The sequence below is a fragment of the Pseudomonas sp. LPB0260 genome, assembly GCF_013388395.1.
The window spans coordinates 1,223,461-1,238,692 of sequence record NZ_CP058247.1; the positions used below are offsets into that span (position 1 = coordinate 1,223,461).

Genomic DNA, 15,232 nt, shown 5'->3' on the forward strand with positions numbered 1-15,232 from the left:
AGGGCGCGATCATGGCAGAACTGACCACGCTGGCCCGACCTTACGCTAAGGCTGCCTTCGAGTACGCCCAGGCCCACCAGCAGCTGGCCAATTGGTCAGCCATGCTCGGCCTGGCGTCTGCAGTGTCGCAAGACGACACCCTGCAGCGCGTGCTCAAGGCCCCGCGTCTGACGAGTACAGAAAAGGCCACCACCTTTATCGAGGTGTGTGGTGACAAGTTCGACGCCCAGGTACGCAATTTCATCCACGTCCTAGCCGAAAACGATCGCCTGGCCCTGTTGCCGGAGATCGTCGAGCTGTTCGAGCTTTACAAGGCCGAGCAGGAGAAGACGGTTGACGTGGATGTCACCAGTGCCTTCGCATTGAGCGATGAACAGCAAGACAAACTCGCCAAGGTTCTCAGTGCACGGCTCGGCCGAGAAGTGCGTCTGCACGCCGCGGAGGACGCCGCCCTGATCGGTGGTGTCGTCATTCGCGCCGGCGACCTGGTTATCGATGGCTCAGTTCGCGGCAAGATCGCGAAGCTGGCCGAAGCATTGAAATCTTGAGTTTGAAGGGGCAGCAGAGCTATGCAGCAACTCAATCCTTCCGAAATTAGTGAAATCATCAAGGGACGTATCGAGAAACTCGACGTCTCTTCCCAAGCCCGCAACGAAGGCACCGTCGTCAGCGTTTCCGACGGCATCGTGCGCATTCACGGTCTCGCCGATGTGATGTACGGCGAAATGATCGAGTTCCCGGGCGGCGTCTTCGGCATGGCACTGAACCTGGAGCAGGACTCCGTCGGTGCCGTTGTGCTGGGTGCTTACACCAGCCTGGCCGAAGGCATGAGCGCCAAGTGCACCGGTCGCATCCTGGAAGTTCCGGTTGGTCCGGAACTGCTGGGCCGTGTGGTCGATGCCCTGGGCAACCCGATCGACGGCAAAGGCCCGCTCAACAACGTCGCCACCGACGCGGTTGAAAAGGTTGCACCGGGCGTGATCTGGCGTAAGTCGGTCGACCAGCCGGTGCAGACCGGTTACAAGTCGGTTGACGCCATGATCCCGGTAGGCCGTGGCCAGCGTGAGCTGATCATCGGTGACCGTCAGATCGGTAAGACCGCCCTGGCCGTCGACGCCATCATCAACCAGAAAGACAGCGGCATCCGCTGCGTCTATGTGGCCATCGGTCAGAAGCAGTCGACCATCGCCAACGTGGTACGCAAGCTGGAAGAGAACGGCGCCCTGGCCAACACCATCGTGGTGGCCGCCTCCGCTTCCGAATCCGCTGCACTGCAGTTCATCGCACCGTACGCCGGTTGCACCATGGGCGAGTACTTCCGCGACCGCGGCGAAGACGCGCTGATCGTGTATGACGATCTGTCCAAGCAGGCCGTGGCCTACCGCCAGATCTCCCTGCTGCTGCGCCGTCCGCCAGGCCGTGAAGCCTACCCGGGTGACGTGTTCTATCTCCACAGCCGTCTGCTGGAGCGCGCCTCACGCGTTTCCGAAGAGTATGTGGAGAAGTTCACCAACGGCGAAGTGAAAGGCAAGACCGGTTCCCTGACCGCCCTGCCGATCATCGAAACCCAGGCTGGCGACGTTTCCGCGTTCGTTCCGACCAACGTGATCTCGATCACCGACGGTCAGATCTTCCTGGAATCGGCCATGTTCAACTCGGGTATCCGTCCGGCCGTCAACGCCGGTATCTCGGTATCCCGCGTCGGTGGTGCAGCCCAGACCAAGATCATCAAGAAGCTCTCCGGTGGTATCCGTACCGCCCTGGCTCAGTACCGTGAACTGGCGGCCTTCGCCCAGTTCGCTTCTGACCTGGACGAAGCCACCCGCAAGCAGCTCGAGCATGGTCAGCGCGTCACCGAGCTGATGAAGCAGAAGCAGTACGCGCCGATGTCCATCGCTGACATGTCGCTGTCGCTGTATGCCGCCGACCGTGGTTTCCTGCGGGACATCGAAGTCGCCAAAGTCGGCGCTTTCGAGCAGGCCCTGATCGCTTACTTCAACCGGGATCACGCCGCTCTGCTGGCGAAGATCAACGAGAAGGGTGACTTCAACGACGACATCGATGCCCAGCTCAAAGCCGGTATCGAGAAGTTCAAGGCCACCCAAACCTGGTAAGCCGCAGCGGGGGCCTCGCGGCCCCCGCCTGCTAACCCGATAGGTGTCAAATGGCAGGCGCAAAAGAGATTCGCAGCAAGATTGCGAGCATCAAAAGCACGCAGAAGATCACCAGCGCCATGGAAAAGGTGGCGGTCAGCAAAATGCGCAGGGCTCAACAGCGCATGGCGTCGAGCCGTCCCTATGCGGAGCGTATCCGCCAGGTCATCGGTCATCTGGCCAACGCCAACCCGGAATACCGTCACCCGTTCATGATCGACCGCGAAATCAAGCGCGTCGGTTATGTGGTGGTGAGTTCGGACCGGGGTCTGTGCGGTGGCCTGAATACCAACCTGTTCAAGGCTCTGGTCAAGGACATGGCGAGCAATCGCGAGCGCGGCGTGGAGATCGATCTCTGCGTGATTGGCAGCAAGGGTGCGGCTTTCTTCCGCAACTTTGGTGGCAACGTAGTCGCTGCGATCAGCCACCTGGGCGAGGAACCGTCGATCAATGATCTGATCGGCAGCGTCAAGGTGATGCTCGATGCGTACCTCGAGGGTCGCATCGACCGTTTGTCCGTGGTCTCGAACAAGTTCATCAATACCATGACGCAACAGCCGACAGTGGAACAGTTGATTCCGCTGGTGGCGACTCCGGATGAAGAACTCAAGCACCACTGGGACTACCTGTACGAACCCGACGCCAAGGAGCTGCTGGACGGCTTGATGGTGCGTTACGTGGAGTCGCAGGTGTACCAGGCGGTGGTCGAGAACAACGCGGCCGAGCAGGCTGCGCGGATGATCGCGATGAAGAACGCCACCGACAACGCCGGTGACCTGATCAGCGATTTGCAGCTGATCTACAACAAGGCGCGTCAGGCAGCGATCACCCAAGAGATTTCGGAAATCGTCGGCGGCGCTGCCGCGGTTTAAGAACGGTTCAAATATTCAGAGGAACCAAAGATGAGTAGCGGACGTATCGTTCAAATCATCGGCGCCGTTATCGACGTGGAATTCCCGCGTGATCAGGTGCCGAGTGTTTATGAAGCGTTGAAAGTAGTCGGCGCTGAAACCACCCTGGAAGTTCAGCAGCAGCTGGGCGACGGCGTGGTACGTACCATTGCGATGGGTTCGACCGAAGGCCTCAAGCGTGGCCTGGACGTCGGCAGCACTGGCAAGGCCATCTCCGTACCGGTCGGTAAAGCGACCCTGGGCCGGATCATGGACGTGCTGGGCAACCCGATCGACGAAGCCGGTCCGATCGGCGAAGAAGAGCAGTGGGAAATCCACCGCCCTGCGCCCTCCTATGCCGAGCAGGCAGGCTCCAACGAGCTGCTGGAAACCGGCATCAAGGTTATCGACCTGGTTTGCCCGTTCGCCAAGGGTGGTAAGGTCGGTCTGTTCGGTGGTGCCGGTGTCGGCAAGACCGTAAACATGATGGAACTGATCCGTAACATCGCCATCGAGCACAGCGGTTATTCCGTGTTCGCCGGTGTGGGTGAGCGTACTCGTGAGGGTAACGACTTCTACCACGAGATGAAGGATTCCAACGTTCTCGACAAGGTAGCCCTGGTCTACGGTCAGATGAACGAGCCGCCAGGCAACCGTCTGCGCGTGGCACTGACTGGCCTGACCATGGCCGAGAAGTTCCGTGACGAAGGCCGTGACGTACTGTTGTTCGTCGACAACATCTACCGTTACACCCTGGCCGGTACCGAAGTATCCGCACTGCTCGGCCGTATGCCGTCGGCGGTGGGTTACCAGCCGACCCTGGCCGAGGAAATGGGCGTCCTGCAGGAGCGCATCACCTCCACCAAGAAGGGCTCGATCACCTCGATCCAGGCGGTATACGTACCGGCGGACGACCTGACCGACCCGAGCCCGGCGACCACCTTCGCCCACCTGGACGCCACCGTGGTACTGTCCCGTGACATCGCCTCGCTGGGTATCTACCCGGCCGTCGATCCGCTGGACTCCACCAGCCGTCAGCTCGACCCGCTGGTGATCGGCCAGGAGCACTACGACACCGCTCGCGGCGTGCAGTACGTGCTGCAGCGTTACAAGGAACTGAAGGACATCATCGCGATCCTCGGCATGGACGAACTGTCCGAAGCGGATAAGCAACTGGTATCCCGCGCCCGTAAGATCCAGCGCTTCCTGTCCCAGCCGTTCTTCGTGGCGGAGGTCTTCACCGGCTCGCCAGGCAAGTACGTTTCCCTGAAGGACACCATCGCTGGTTTCAGCGGTATCCTGAAAGGCGACTACGACCACCTGCCGGAGCAGGCGTTCTACATGGTCGGCGGCATCGAAGAAGCCATCGAGAAAGCGAAGAAACTGTAATCACCCCATGCGCCTGGCAACGGGCGCATCAGGCTGTGGATAAAGTGTTATCCACAGCCTGTAATGTGAGGCAAGCGTATGGCTATGACAGTCCATTGCGATATCGTCAGCGCAGAAGCGGAAATCTTCTCCGGTCTGGTGGAGATGGTGATTGCGCACGGCAACCTGGGTGATCTTGGTATCGCTCCGGGCCACGCGCCGCTGATCACCGACCTCAAGCCGGGCCCGATCCGTGTGGTAAAGCAGGGTGGCGAAGAGGAGGTGTATTACATCTCCGGCGGCTTCCTGGAAGTGCAGCCGAACATGGTCAAGGTTCTCGCCGACACCGTGCAGCGCGCCGCCGACCTGGACGAAGCCTCTGCCCTGGAAGCCGTCAAGGCGGCCGAGAAGGCTCTGCACGAACAGGGTGCCGAGTTCGACTACGGCTCCGCCGCAGCACGTCTGGCCGAGGCCGCAGCTCAGCTGCGCACCGTCCAGCAGCTGCGCAAGAAGTTCGGCGGCAGCTGATTCCGCCAGGCTTCATCGCAAGTCAGTAAAAGGGTAGCCTTGGCTACCCTTTTTCTTTTCCGTCATTCCTGGATCAGCCCCGCCCATGTCTCTCGATATCGTCATCCTCGCCGCTGGCCAAGGCACCCGCATGCGCTCCGCCTTGCCGAAAGTCCTGCATCCGGTCGCCGGCAAGTCCATGCTCGGCCACGTCATCGACACCGCGCGGGCGCTGTCGCCCCAGGGTATCCATGTGGTGATCGGCCATGGCGCCGAGACGGTGCGTGAGCGCCTGGCGGCGGACGACCTGAACTTCGTCCTGCAGCGCGAACAACTCGGCACCGGCCATGCGGTGGCCCAGGCGCTGCCGGCGTTGTCCGCCGAGCGGGTGCTGATCCTCTACGGCGACGTGCCGCTGATCGAGCAGGCCACCCTGGAGCGTCTGCTGCAGAAGGTCGGCGACGATCAGTTGGCCCTGCTCACCGTCGACCTCAACGACCCCACCGGCTACGGCCGTATCGTTCGCGACACCAGTGGTGCGGTGCAGGCGATCGTCGAGCACAAGGACGCCACGCCCGAGCAGCGGCAGATCTGCGAAGGCAACACCGGCATTCTCGCGGTCCCCGGTGCGCGCCTGGGCGAATGGCTGGGGCGGTTGTCCAACAGCAATGCCCAGGGCGAGTACTACCTGACCGACGTGATCGCCATGGCGGTCGCCGACGGGCTGCCGGTAGCCACCGAGCAGCCGTTGGACGCGATGGAGGTGCAGGGCGCCAACGACCGCATCCAGCTGGCCGAACTGGAGCGCCACTACCAGCGTCGCGCCGCGCGCCAGCTGATGGCCCAAGGCGTGACCCTGCGCGATCCGGCGCGTTTCGACCTGCGCGGCGAGGTCACGGTCGGCCGCGACGTGCTGGTCGACATCAACGTGATTCTAGAAGGCCGGGTGGTGATCGAGGACGGTGTTGAGATCGGCCCGAACTGCGTGATCAAGGACAGCGTTCTGCGCAGGGGCTCGATCGTCAAGGCCAACAGCCACCTGGACGGTGCGGAGCTTGGCGAGGGCGCCGACTGCGGCCCCTTCGCCCGCCTGCGTCCGGGCGCGGTGCTCGGCGCCAAGGCCCATGTCGGCAACTTCGTCGAGCTGAAAAACGCCGTGCTGGGTGAGGGCGCCAAGGCCGGTCACCTGAGCTATCTGGGCGATGCCGAGATCGGCGCGCGCAGCAACATCGGCGCCGGCACCATCACCTGCAACTACGACGGCGCCAACAAGTTCCGCACCCTGATGGGCGAGGATGTGTTCATCGGTTCCAACAGCGCCCTGGTGGCCCCGGTTTCCCTCGGCGATCGTGCCACCACCGGCGCCGGTTCGGTGATCACCGGCGACGTGCCGGCCGACAGCCTCGCGGTGGGCCGGGCCAAGCAACGCAATATCGACGGCTGGAAGCGACCGACCAAGCGCAAGGGCTGAGTGCCGGAGGAGGCAAGGATGCCGTTACGCAAAGCCTGGCTAGGGGTGGCGGCTGCGCTGCTGTGGGCTGGTCTGCCGGAATGGCCCAAAATTCCGGTGGAGGGTGCCGGCCCCCGAGACTGGAACGCGCAGACCTTCTGGTACGAACCCTGGGGCCGCTCCGGCGTGCACAAGGGCATCGATATCTTCGCCAAGCCCGGCACTGTGGTACGTTCTGCCAGCTATGGGGTGGTGCTGTACCGTGGTGAGCTCGAGCGGGGCGGCAAGGTGATCCTCGCCCTCGGGCCGAAGTGGCGCATTCACTACTATGCCCATCTGCAAGCCTATGACGTCTATCCTGGGCAGCCGCTGCTTGGTGGCACTTACCTGGGCAGGGTCGGCGACAGCGGCAATGCGCGGGGCAAGCCTGCGCACCTGCACTATTCAGTGGTCAGCCTGCTGCCGTTGCCATGGCGAATGGACGATACGACCCAGGGTTGGAAGAAGATGTTCTACCTCGACCCCAACCAGGTCCTTTCACGCGCCGAGTGATGACCCGGCCCGGGATTCCGCCATTTGCCCATCTCGCGCTTGACGCAAAAGCTCCGTTAGGTTTTGATTCGCGCCATTAACTTTCGAATCGAAACTTATCCATGTCGAAACGCAACACCCCGCAGCGTCGCCACGCCATCCTCGCCCTGCTCGCTGAGCAGGGCGAGGTCAGTGTCGACGAGCTGGCCAGAGCCTTCGCCACCTCGGAGGTGACCATCCGCAAGGACCTCGCCGCCCTGGAGAAGAACGGCCTGCTGCTGCGCCGCTACGGCGGTGCGGTGCCGATGCCCCAGGAGCTCATAGGCGAGGGCGGTCAGCCGGTCTCCCGTTACAAGCAGGCCATCGCCCGCGCCGGCGTGGCGCGTATTCGCGAGCACGCGCGGATCATCATCGACAGTGGCACCACCACCGCGGCGATGATTCCCGAGCTGGGACACAAGCCCGGTCTGGTGGTGATGACCAACTCGCTCAACGTGGCCAACGCCCTGCGCGATCTGGAGCATGAGCCGGTGCTGCTGATGACCGGTGGAACCTGGGACCCCCATTCCGAGTCCTTTCAGGGACAGGTCGCCGAGCAGGTGCTGCGCTCCTATGATTTCGACCAGCTGTTCATCGGCGCCGACGGCATCGACCTGGCACGGGGCACCACTACCTTCAACGAACTGTTGGGGCTTTCGCGGGTCATGGCCGAGGTCGCCCGCGAAGTCATCGTCATGGTCGAGAGCGACAAGATCGGCCGCAAGATTCCCAACCTGGAGCTGCCCTGGAGCAGCGTCCATACCCTGATCACCGACGAGCGCCTCGCTGCCGAGGCTCGTGAACAACTGTTGGCGCGCGGGATCAAGCTGATCTGCGCAGCCGTGGAAGGCTAAGGAGAGAACACTATGTGTGGCATCGTAGGCGCCGTCGCCGAACGCAACATCACCGCTGTGCTGGTCGAGGGCCTCAAGCGCCTGGAATACCGTGGCTATGACAGCGCAGGGGTGGCGTTGCTCAACGCTCAGGGCCAGCTCGAGCGCCGCCGCCGGGTGGGCAAGGTCAGCGAGCTGGAGCAGGCCCTGGCCGCCGAGCCCCTGGCCGGTCGCCTGGGCATTGCCCACACCCGCTGGGCCACTCATGGGGCGCCGAGCGAGAAGAATGCCCACCCGCACTTCTCCGGCAGCGAGCTGGCGGTGGTGCACAACGGTATCATCGAGAATCACGAGGAGCTGCGTGCCCAGCTCAAGGACCTGGGCTATGTGTTCAGCTCGGACACCGACACCGAGGTCATCGTCCACCTGCTCGACCACAAGCTGAAGAGCCAGCCGGACCTCACCGCGGCGCTCAAGGACGCGGTCAAGGACCTGCACGGCGCCTACGGCCTGGCGGTCATCAGTGCCAAGCAGCCGGACCGCCTGCTCGCCGCCCGCAGTGGCAGCCCCCTGGTGATCGGCCTGGGCCTGGGTGAGAATTTCCTGGCCTCCGACCAGCTTGCGCTGCGCCAGGTGACCGACCGCTTCATGTACCTGGAAGAGGGCGACATCGCCGAGATCCGCCGCGATTCGGTGCAGATCTGGACGGTCGATGGCCAGCCGGTGCAGCGCGAGAGCGTGCAGTACCACGAGGGCGCCGAGGCGGCCGACAAGGGCGAATACCGCCACTTCATGCTCAAGGAAATCCACGAGCAGCCCAAGGTGGTGCAGCGCACCCTGGAAGGCCGCCTGGCCGCCGATCATGTGCTGACCCAGGCCTTCGGTCCCCAGGCCGCCGAGCTGTTCGCCAAGGTGCGCAATGTGCAGATCGTCGCCTGCGGCACCAGCTACCACGCCGGCATGGTCGCCCGTTACTGGCTCGAGGCGCTGGCCGGCGTGCCCTGCCAGATCGAGGTGGCCAGCGAGTTCCGCTACCGCAAGGTGGTGGTGCAGCCCGACACCCTGTTCGTCAGCATCTCCCAGTCCGGCGAGACGGCCGATACCCTCGCCGCATTGCGCAACGCCAAGGCCCTGAGTCCCGAGCAGGGCGGCTACCTGGCCAGCCTGGCTATCTGCAACGTCGGCATCAGTTCCCTGGTGCGCGAGTCCGACCTGACCCTGCTGACCCAGGCCGGACCGGAGATCGGGGTGGCCTCGACCAAGGCCTTCACCACCCAGCTGGTGGCCCTGCTGCTGCTGACCCTGGCCCTGGGCCGGGTGCGCGGCACCCTCGATCCGCAGCTGGAGGCCGAGCTGGTCGAAGAGCTGCGTCGCCTGCCGACCCGCCTCGGCGAAGCCCTGGCCATGGACACGGTGGTGGAGAAGGTTTCCGAACACTTCGCCGAGAAGCACCACACCCTGTTCCTCGGCCGTGGTGCGCAGTACCCGGTGGCCATGGAGGGGGCGCTCAAGCTCAAGGAGATCAGCTACATCCACGCCGAAGCCTACCCGGCCGGCGAACTCAAGCACGGCCCATTGGCGCTGGTCGACAGTGACATGCCGGTGGTCACGGTGGCGCCGAATGACGAACTGCTGGAGAAGCTCAAGTCCAACCTGCAGGAAGTGCGTGCGCGCGGCGGCGAGCTGATCGTCTTCGCCGATGAACAGGCGGGCATGAGCAATGGCGAGGGCACCCATGTGGTGAACATGCCGCACATCCACGAGGTGCTGGCGCCGATCCTCTACACCATTCCGCTGCAGCTGCTGTCCTACCACGTCGCCGTGCTCAAGGGCACCGATGTCGACCAGCCGCGCAACCTGGCCAAGAGCGTCACGGTGGAATAGGGCGAATCGACTGAGGGGCTGTCGAACGCCGAGGACGGCCAGCCGGCTGGAGCAGGGGAGGTATCGTTAGCACTGGCCGAGCGCGGTCTTCCGCGGTTTCATTCCATCGGGACGCGCTCGGTTTGCTCAGGAAGGTTGTCGAACCCAGGTGATGGGCAACTCATCGGTCGTTTCAGACGTCATCCCGATGAGTTGCGCCGTCATCAGCGGACGAGGCCGGCTTATTTGACTCCCATACGGCGCAGGGCCGCAGGTTGGAACTCACTCTTGGACGTTCTGACGCCAAACTGGATGGGATGCTGGGCATCCACCAGCAGTCCGTAGATCAGGTAGCGCGCGCTGTTCAGGTCGTAGATCGCCTCCCCGGCATACCAGGGCACGTCGGCGTAATGGAACTGCACGTGGAACCCCTCGGAGAATCGCCACAGCTCGCCGCGGTTGTCGTATTGCTCGGCCAGGGCGATCTGCCAGGTGTCCTCGTCGAGGTAGAACACGCGCTTGCTGTAGATGTGGCGCATGCCGGGCTTCAGTTTGCCGACTACCTTCCACACCCGGTGCTTCTCGTAGCGGGTCAGGTTCTGGTTGACATGGCCCTTGCCGGCGACATCGGCGACCGTAAGCGCTTGGTCGGTCAGGCGGAAGTTGTTGTAGGGAATGTAGATTTCCTCTTTCCCTTCCAGCGTCCAGTCGTAGCGATCCGGCGAGCCGATATACATGTCGGCGTTATCCGACGTGCGCAGACCGTCCGCCGCGGTGCCGGGGCCGTCATAGGCAACCTGCGGCGCGCGCCGCACCCGGCGCTGACCGGCGTTGTACATCCAGGCCAGGCGCGGCTGTTCCACCTGGTTGACGGTTTCATGAACCAGCAGGATGTTGCCGGCAAGGCGCGACGGGGCGAGTACGGCCTGGCGGGCGAAGAACAGGACGTTCTTGTCATCGACCTCGTCATAGCCATCGAGCTTTTCCGGCCACGCCCCCTCCTCTTTGATCCTGACTTCGCTGAAGCTGCCATTGGCCTGGGTGATGACCTGCAACTGATCGCGGACCAGGCTGCCCCCCCGGTAGCGCATGAAGTGGTTCCAGACGGCCTCGACGCCGTTCTTCGGCTCGGGGAAGGGGTAGTAGCCCTTGTAGCCCTCCACCCCGTTGCCGTCGGCGCTCAACTTTGCGTGACGCGCGTTGTACCTGGCGGCCTCCAGCACGGACTCAGGTAGCGCAGCCGTACGGTGGGTCGGATAGACATTGATAAAGTAGCTGTCCGGGTAGCGCTGAAACATGGCGATCTGGCCATCGGTCAGATGGCCCTTATGCGCCTGGTAGTTTTCAGGGGTGATGCGCAGCAACGAGGACTCGTTGGCAAACGGATCGGACAGTTCGGCGCCGGACACTTTGAGTCCACCGCTCCAGGCGGGGATCGAACCGTCGGCGTTAGCCGCCACTTCAGCGCCCAGCGCGGTCAGTTCCTGCGCATGAGCAGCCCCACTGCCGAGCAACAGCAAAGCAAACAGAATGGTATTTTTCATCTTACTTCACCTGCAGTTCATCAATTTTCGCCGCGGCCAGTTTCAGATAGCTCGGGCTGATCCCAGTGGATATCTGTTGGGCATAGGAAAACCAGCTGTAGGCAAACTGCGCGTGCTGCAGGGCAAGTTGCTTGCCGCTGTTTGCAGCGCTCAGGTGACACTCGCCAGCCGTAATGGCCATGCTGCTGCTGATCAGTTCCTTATCAATTTCATTGGTAAGGCAGACGTGTTCGACTTGCTCTTGACTTGCCGAGGCGTAGCCCACCAGGGACGCCGTGATGGCGGCCACGAGGCCGAGAGGCCGGATTCTGCTCATGTCGATCGCTCCAATATTTGCCATGCTGTGCGTGTGGTTCCATAATAGAACCAGCGCCAGCCTAGGTTCTGTAATAGAACCTGTCAAGGCATTTTGCGCGCTCGATCAGGGGCCCATATTTTTCAAGGTGTTAGGTGGTTGTTTATGGAAAGAGTGAGCTTTGAAGGGCGAAATTGCTCGCTGGCGCGGTCGCTCGATGTTCTCGGCGACTGGTGGAATGTGCTGATCGTCAGGGAGGCCTTGTGGGGCGCGAGCAAGTTCGATGACTTTCAGCGCAACCTGGGCATGTCGAAGAGCATCCTCTCCAAGCGGTTGAAACTGCTGCTCGAGCATGAAGTGCTGCAGAAGGAAAACCGCGGCGGCAGTGTCGACTACTTCCTCACGGAGAAAGGTCAGGAAATCAACACGATCATCATGAGCATGCTGCAGTGGGGGGATCGCTGGTATCCCCACGCCGAAGGGCCGCCCGTTGTCCTGATCAACAGGAAGACGGGGTCGCCTCTGACTCAGGTGAAGTTCTGTGACCAGGACGGTCAGGAAGTCAGCCTGGAGGAGATTGGCGTATGCGCAGGTCCCGGCGCCAATGCGGAAACCCGGGAGCGGATTCGCCAGGTACACCTCAAGCGCGCGATGGAGTAGCCGAGCTCCTTCGGGCGGCCGCTTGCCAATCGCCCAGACGAATCGGCCTCTAAGCCGGCGGGTGTCTGGATAATCGCCCCTGGCCGCGGCGGGGAGCGGGTTCACTCCCAGTCTTCATTCGGCGCCTGTTCTCGGCGCCAGCCGGAGTTCAGGTTGCCGGCGGCACACCGGTAGCCGGCATGTGTGCGGCTTCCCGCAGGCTTTCCAGCAGATCATCCAGCGCCGGGTCCTGATGCGGCTCATCGCGCCAGCACATGCCGAGCATGCCCTCGCCGTCCAGTTCGAAGTCGAGGATCTTGACCAGACCGCGCCCGGTGAAGTGCTCTGCCACCCGTCCGGAAACCGCCGACAGCATGTCACTGCTTTGCAGCAGCCACAGGTTGGCCATCAGCGAGGTTGACTCGACGCGGCAGGACAGGGGTTTGAGTCCGGCGCTGCTGAGCGCCGCATCGAGGCGGCTGCGGATGGGCGTGCCGGTTGGCCAGAGTACCCAGTCCTGGGCCTGCAGGTCCTGCCATTGAAGCTGCTTGCGCTCGGCGAGCAGGTGCCCGGGGCGCGCGACGATGCGCATCGGCTCGCGCTGAAGCATCTCGCTGTGCAGGTTGGCGCGCGGCTGATAGTTGTCCAGGCGACCCACCACTACGTCCAGTTCGCCCTGCTCGAGCTTCTCCAGCAGGGTGTTCATGGTGTTTTCCTGCAGCTCTACCCGGCCCTTGGGGTGGCGGCGAAGGAAGGCCATGACCGCGTCGGGAACCAGACTGGGCGCCGCCGCCGGGGAGGTGCCGAGAGCGACCTGGGGCGCGCCAAACTCCTGCAGGGCCGCCAGATTATGCTGGGCACGCTCCATCTCGCTGAGGATGCGCCGCGCGTGGTTGAGCAGCAATTGCCCCTCGGCGGTGGGCTTCAGGCCGCGGGCATGGCGCTCGAACAGCGTGGCGCCGACATCCTCCTCAAGTTCCTTGAGCCACTTCGACAGCCCGGGTTGGGTGGTGTGGGCCACGCGCGCGGCCTCACTGAGGCTGCCGGTTTCACTGAGGACGGTCAGCAGGTTCAAGTGATGCAGCCGCAGGCGTCGAGTCCAGTTCATGTCTTCGTATACCGTAAATGGTATGGATGCATATCAAAATATCATTATTAGGATATGTGTTCGAGTTGAATAATCCCCCATCGAACGCATTGCGCTTGCCGCCAAGCCGGTGCATCTGGAGCCGAGCGCGATGCGCGGGCAGACGATCAACTTGTTTGCATGAGGGGATGAGGAATGGACAGCCACGAGACCATTGGCGCCGCACGGCCAGACTTCTATCGCCGTATCGATGCCCACGCCTTGTTTCCGCTCTGGGAGCAGCTCCACAGCCTGGTGCCGGCGCAACCGGCAGGCCACTGCGTGCCGGCCCTGTGGCGCTATCGCGAGTTGCGCCCTTTCCTGATGGAGGCCGGCGAGTTGATTACCGCGGAGGAAGCGATTCGTCGGGTGCTGGTGCTGGAGAACCCGGCGATCCGCGGTCAGGCGGCGCTTACCCCTTCGCTTTACGGCGGCCTGCAGCTGATCCTGCCGGGCGAGATCGCCCCGAGCCACCGCCATAGCCAATCGGCCCTGCGCTTCGTGGTCGAGGGGCGGGGAGCCTATACCGCGGTCGACGGCGAACGGACCACCATGGAGCCGGGTGATTTCATCATCACCCCGTCCTGGACCTGGCACGACCACGGCAACCCGGCGGTTGTCGAGGGCGGCGAGCCGGTGGTGTGGCTCGATGGCCTGGATATTCCGCTGGTGCGCTTCTTCGGCGCCACCTTCACGGAAGACGCCGAGCAGGCGGTGCAGCCACTGACTCGCCAGGAAGGCAACAGCATGGCCCGCTACGGCATGAACCTGCTGCCGGTGCGGCAGCAGAGCAGGTCCCACACTTCGCCAATCTTCAACTACCCCTACGTCCGCACCCGTGAGGCCCTCGACACCTTGTTGAGGCAGGGCGAGGTGGATGCCTGGGACGGCGTCAAGTTGCGCTATGTCAACCCGACTACCGGTGGCTGGGCCATGCCGACCATCGCCACCTTCATGCAGATCCTGCCGCGCGGTTTCCGCGGACAGACCTATCGCAGCACCGATGCCACCGTGTTCTCGGTCGTCGAGGGCAAGGGCAGCGTGAGGATCGCCGGTGAGCGGTTCGACTTCCAGGACAAGGACATCTTCGTGGTGCCGAGCTGGGCTGCTGTGAGCTTCCAGACGGATGAAGACTGCGTGCTGTTCAGCTACTCCGACCGCCCGGTCCAGGAAGCGCTCGGCATTCTGCGCGAGCTGCGCGAACCCCAGTGACAGGAGGAGAAGACCATGACCTATGTATTTCCACCGCAGGCCCCGACCACGCTCCCGGTTGTCGGCAGTGATCAACAGTTTCCGGTGCGCCGGGTCTATTGCGTAGGCCGCAACTATGCCGCCCATGCCATCGAGATGGGATTCGATCCAGACCGTGAGCCACCGTTCTTCTTCTGCAAGCCCGCCGATGCCGTGGTCGCCGTGACCCATGGCCAGACGCTGGAGCTGCCGTATCCAACGGAAACCAGCAACTACCACTATGAGATCGAACTGGTCGTGGCCATCGGCAAGGCGGGGCGCGACATTTCCCTGGAGCAAGCCGAAGCGCACATCTTCGGTTATGCCGTGGGCCTGGACATGACCCGTCGCGACCTGCAGATAAAGATGCGGGAAATGGGCCGACCCTGGGAGCTGGGCAAGGCGTTCGACGCCTCGGCGCCCATCGCGCCACTGTATCCGGCGGCGCAGGTCGGTCCGCTTAAGGACGCCGGCATCTGGCTGCAGGTCAACGACATCGACAAGCAGCGCAGCGACATTGCCAAGCTTATCTGGTCGGTGCCGGAGACGATCTGCTACCTGTCGCGGTTCTTCGAGCTGCAACCCGGCGACCTGATCATGACCGGCACCCCTGAAGGCGTGGGCGCGGTCGGCCCCGGCGACCTGATGGTCGGCGGCGTGGATGGCCTTGGGGAAATCCAGGTGCGCGTGGTGTAACACGCCGTCCAACCAAGTCGTATCAGGCCATCCGGCTCGACCGACGATCGAGCCGGCAGGAAGGCCTA

General features: G+C 63.1%; 15 protein-coding genes. 12 read left to right on the top strand and 3 right to left on the bottom strand.

Annotated elements, in window-relative coordinates:
• Nucleotides 1-11: 11 nt before the first annotated feature.
• The 9 genes from LPB260_RS05295 (at nt 12) to glmS (ending at nt 9,655) form a co-directional block, all read left to right on the top strand.
• Nucleotides 12-548: a F0F1 ATP synthase subunit delta gene (locus tag LPB260_RS05295; RefSeq protein ID WP_208707663.1), complete on the top strand. Its 537-nt coding sequence runs from the start codon at nt 12-14 to the stop codon at nt 546-548.
• 21 nt (nt 549-569) lie between these two features.
• The gene (gene atpA, locus LPB260_RS05300; protein ID WP_208707664.1) at nt 570-2,114 is read left to right on the top strand and encodes a F0F1 ATP synthase subunit alpha; all 1,545 of its coding nucleotides are present in this window, start codon (nt 570-572) and stop codon (nt 2,112-2,114) included.
• A 50-nt stretch (nt 2,115-2,164) separates the two neighbouring features.
• Nucleotides 2,165-3,025: a F0F1 ATP synthase subunit gamma gene (atpG, locus tag LPB260_RS05305; protein ID WP_208707665.1), complete on the top strand. Its 861-nt coding sequence runs from the start codon at nt 2,165-2,167 to the stop codon at nt 3,023-3,025.
• Nucleotides 3,026-3,055: 30 nt separating this feature from the next.
• A complete protein-coding gene (atpD, locus tag LPB260_RS05310; protein WP_208707666.1) occupies nt 3,056-4,432 on the top strand; it encodes a F0F1 ATP synthase subunit beta in 1,377 nt (458 codons plus the stop codon).
• A gap of 78 nt (nt 4,433-4,510) precedes the next feature.
• Nucleotides 4,511-4,939, top strand: a complete 429-nt coding sequence (locus LPB260_RS05315) for a F0F1 ATP synthase subunit epsilon (RefSeq protein ID WP_208707667.1) — start codon at nt 4,511-4,513, stop codon at nt 4,937-4,939.
• 85 nt (nt 4,940-5,024) lie between these two features.
• The gene (glmU, locus tag LPB260_RS05320) at nt 5,025-6,389 is read left to right on the top strand and encodes a bifunctional UDP-N-acetylglucosamine diphosphorylase/glucosamine-1-phosphate N-acetyltransferase GlmU (RefSeq protein WP_208707668.1); all 1,365 of its coding nucleotides are present in this window, start codon (nt 5,025-5,027) and stop codon (nt 6,387-6,389) included.
• Between the two features lie 18 nt (nt 6,390-6,407).
• Complete coding sequence (locus LPB260_RS05325; protein WP_208707669.1) at nt 6,408-6,920, top strand: M23 family metallopeptidase; 513 nt, start codon at nt 6,408-6,410, stop codon at nt 6,918-6,920.
• 101 nt (nt 6,921-7,021) lie between these two features.
• Nucleotides 7,022-7,792 (top strand): DeoR/GlpR family DNA-binding transcription regulator, encoded by a 771-nt coding sequence (locus tag LPB260_RS05330; RefSeq protein WP_208707670.1) that lies wholly within the window; start codon nt 7,022-7,024, stop codon nt 7,790-7,792.
• Between the two features lie 12 nt (nt 7,793-7,804).
• Nucleotides 7,805-9,655, top strand: a complete 1,851-nt coding sequence (gene glmS / locus LPB260_RS05335) for a glutamine--fructose-6-phosphate transaminase (isomerizing) (RefSeq protein WP_208707671.1) — start codon at nt 7,805-7,807, stop codon at nt 9,653-9,655.
• Between the two features lie 221 nt (nt 9,656-9,876).
• Here the strand turns inward: glmS and LPB260_RS05340 are convergent, their stop codons facing one another.
• Both LPB260_RS05340 and LPB260_RS05345 read right to left on the bottom strand, forming a co-directional pair.
• The gene (locus tag LPB260_RS05340) at nt 9,877-11,178 is read right to left on the bottom strand and encodes a DUF1329 domain-containing protein (protein ID WP_208707672.1); all 1,302 of its coding nucleotides are present in this window, start codon (nt 11,176-11,178) and stop codon (nt 9,877-9,879) included.
• A gap of 1 nt (nt 11,179) precedes the next feature.
• Nucleotides 11,180-11,494: a hypothetical protein gene (locus LPB260_RS05345; protein WP_208707673.1), complete on the bottom strand. Its 315-nt coding sequence runs from the start codon at nt 11,492-11,494 to the stop codon at nt 11,180-11,182.
• Nucleotides 11,495-11,638: 144 nt separating this feature from the next.
• Between LPB260_RS05345 and LPB260_RS05350 the strand changes: the two genes are divergently transcribed.
• Entirely contained in the window at nt 11,639-12,133 is a 495-nt protein-coding gene (locus LPB260_RS05350; protein WP_208707674.1) for a helix-turn-helix domain-containing protein, read from the top strand.
• Nucleotides 12,134-12,281: 148 nt separating this feature from the next.
• On the opposite strand, the gene LPB260_RS05355 is transcribed toward LPB260_RS05350, so the two are convergent.
• Nucleotides 12,282-13,220 (bottom strand): LysR family transcriptional regulator, encoded by a 939-nt coding sequence (locus LPB260_RS05355; protein WP_208707675.1) that lies wholly within the window; start codon nt 13,218-13,220, stop codon nt 12,282-12,284.
• A gap of 174 nt (nt 13,221-13,394) precedes the next feature.
• Here LPB260_RS05355 and gtdA point away from each other — a divergent pair, with 174 nt between their 5' ends.
• Together gtdA and LPB260_RS05365 are read left to right on the top strand one after the other, a co-directional pair.
• The gene (gene gtdA / locus LPB260_RS05360; RefSeq protein ID WP_208707676.1) at nt 13,395-14,450 is read left to right on the top strand and encodes a gentisate 1,2-dioxygenase; all 1,056 of its coding nucleotides are present in this window, start codon (nt 13,395-13,397) and stop codon (nt 14,448-14,450) included.
• Nucleotides 14,451-14,465: 15 nt separating this feature from the next.
• A complete protein-coding gene (locus tag LPB260_RS05365) occupies nt 14,466-15,164 on the top strand; it encodes a fumarylacetoacetate hydrolase family protein (protein ID WP_208707677.1) in 699 nt (232 codons plus the stop codon).
• The last annotated feature ends 68 nt before the right edge of the window (nt 15,165-15,232 follow it).

Excerpts from the sequence above, each read along its gene's own strand:
- LPB260_RS05365 (WP_208707677.1), top strand. The coding sequence starts at position 14,466 with ATGACCTATGTATTTCCACCGCAGGCCCCGACCACGCTCCCGGTTGTC.
- atpD (WP_208707666.1), top strand. The coding sequence starts at position 3,056 with ATGAGTAGCGGACGTATCGTTCAAATCATCGGCGCCGTTATCGACGTG.
- LPB260_RS05340 (WP_208707672.1), bottom strand. The coding sequence starts at position 11,178 with ATGAAAAATACCATTCTGTTTGCTTTGCTGTTGCTCGGCAGTGGGGCT.
- glmS (WP_208707671.1), top strand. The coding sequence starts at position 7,805 with ATGTGTGGCATCGTAGGCGCCGTCGCCGAACGCAACATCACCGCTGTG.
- LPB260_RS05345 (WP_208707673.1), bottom strand. The coding sequence starts at position 11,494 with ATGAGCAGAATCCGGCCTCTCGGCCTCGTGGCCGCCATCACGGCGTCC.
- gtdA (WP_208707676.1), top strand. The coding sequence starts at position 13,395 with ATGGACAGCCACGAGACCATTGGCGCCGCACGGCCAGACTTCTATCGC.
- LPB260_RS05315 (WP_208707667.1), top strand. The coding sequence starts at position 4,511 with ATGGCTATGACAGTCCATTGCGATATCGTCAGCGCAGAAGCGGAAATC.
- LPB260_RS05330 (WP_208707670.1), top strand. The coding sequence starts at position 7,022 with ATGTCGAAACGCAACACCCCGCAGCGTCGCCACGCCATCCTCGCCCTG.
- atpA (WP_208707664.1), top strand. The coding sequence starts at position 570 with ATGCAGCAACTCAATCCTTCCGAAATTAGTGAAATCATCAAGGGACGT.
- atpG (WP_208707665.1), top strand. The coding sequence starts at position 2,165 with ATGGCAGGCGCAAAAGAGATTCGCAGCAAGATTGCGAGCATCAAAAGC.
- LPB260_RS05325 (WP_208707669.1), top strand. The coding sequence starts at position 6,408 with ATGCCGTTACGCAAAGCCTGGCTAGGGGTGGCGGCTGCGCTGCTGTGG.
- LPB260_RS05350 (WP_208707674.1), top strand. The coding sequence starts at position 11,639 with ATGGAAAGAGTGAGCTTTGAAGGGCGAAATTGCTCGCTGGCGCGGTCG.
- LPB260_RS05355 (WP_208707675.1), bottom strand. The coding sequence starts at position 13,220 with ATGAACTGGACTCGACGCCTGCGGCTGCATCACTTGAACCTGCTGACC.
- glmU (WP_208707668.1), top strand. The coding sequence starts at position 5,025 with ATGTCTCTCGATATCGTCATCCTCGCCGCTGGCCAAGGCACCCGCATG.
- LPB260_RS05295 (WP_208707663.1), top strand. The coding sequence starts at position 12 with ATGGCAGAACTGACCACGCTGGCCCGACCTTACGCTAAGGCTGCCTTC.